Here is a 1,476-nt window from a genome sequence, read left to right as displayed (position 1 = left end):
GCATCTCGTTATACAGAAGTGGCGCAGTAGCAGACGTTTGTCCGAAAGCGCATTGCGCGATGCACCGGCGTGACGGGGGTTGTTAACGGTCGGAATTTCGCGTTTACTCTCGACTTTTCGAATGCAGATTCGTAATGAGCCGGGAGCGTGGGTGGACGAGGAATTTGAAACACTGGATCTGGGTGACCCGAGACGGGATCGTCGCGCGAAGGAATTACTAAAGCGGTTTGCCGCGCGTCCCACGGCCAGTATTCCGGGTGCCTGTGAGGGCTGGGCCGAGACCATGGCGGCGTACCGCTTTCTGGGCAATGAGCACATCGACTGGCGCGACATGATGCAGCCGCACTGGGAGCGCACCGCTGTGCGCATGGGAGAGTCACCGGTAGTCCTGTGCGTGGCTGACACGACCGAGCTGAACTTCAACGGCCAGGACATCGAGGGGGCGGGCCCGCTCAGTTACGAAGCGCAGGTGGGCATGTATCTTCACGCGACCTATGCGGTCACACCGGATCGCGAGGCGCTGGGTGTCATGAACGCCTGGATGTGGGCACGCGAGCCGCGCGACGAAAACGGCCAGCGTGGCGGCGTATGCGAGAGCGTTCGATGGATCGAAAGCTACGAGATCGTAGCGCAGCAGGCGGCAGTCATGCCGGGCACGCGGCTGGTATATGTGGCCGATCGCGAAGGTGATATCGCCGCGCTCATGCAGCGTGCGCAGGAGTTGGGCGAACCGGCCGACTGGCTGATCCGCTCCCAGCACAACCGCGCACTAGAGGGCGAAGCAAAACTGTGGGAGACGGTACACGCGAGCGAGGTGCTCGGTCATATCAGCTTCGTGCTGCCCGGGCGGGCGGGCCAGAAGGCGCGTGAAGTGACGCAGGAGCTACGCGCACAGCGCGTGACGTTACCCGGGCGCGGCGACGTCGAGCTGAGCTGCATTGAAGCATGTGAAGTGAATGCGCCCACTGGTGTAAAGCCCGTCGTCTGGCGCCTGCTGAGCAATCGCGAAGTGCCCGATGCACATGCGCTCACCGAACTGATTGACTGGTACCGCGCGAGGTGGGAGATCGAGATGTTCTTCAATGTGTTGAAGAACGCCTGCCGGGTTGAAACGTTGCAGCTTTCGCAGATGGAGCGCGTCGAGAAGGCGCTTGTGCTGTATATGGTGGTGTCCTGGCGTATCGCACGGCTCATGCGGCTGGGCAGGACCTGTCCGGACCTGGATGCTTCGCTGTTCTTTGAGGCTGACGAGATACACGGCGCTCACGTGCTCTCAAAGAAACCCCGCCCGAAAAAACCACCGACGCTTAACCAGATGATACGGATGATCGCGTCACTGGGTGGATTCCTCGGACGCAAGGGCGATGGTGAACCCGGCGCGAAGACACTGTGGATTGGCATGCAGCGTGTCATGGATGCGGTGATCACCATCCAGATCCTGCGCAACGGGTACGACACTTCTGTATAACGAGATGG

At 60.9% G+C, this 1,476-nt stretch carries 1 protein-coding gene; it reads left to right on the top strand.

The window, feature by feature from the left end:
- Positions 1-121: 121 nt before the first annotated feature.
- The gene (locus J8I87_RS43905; protein WP_209938886.1) at positions 122-1,468 is read left to right on the top strand and encodes an IS4 family transposase; all 1,347 of its coding nucleotides are present in this window, start codon (positions 122-124) and stop codon (positions 1,466-1,468) included.
- The last annotated feature ends 8 nt before the right edge of the window (positions 1,469-1,476 follow it).

This window comes from Paraburkholderia sp. LEh10, assembly GCF_017814945.1.
Classification (GTDB): domain Bacteria; phylum Pseudomonadota; class Gammaproteobacteria; order Burkholderiales; family Burkholderiaceae; genus Paraburkholderia.
The sequence above is the reverse complement of the archived record's forward strand: the minus strand, read 5'-3'. Positions and strand labels throughout refer to the sequence as shown.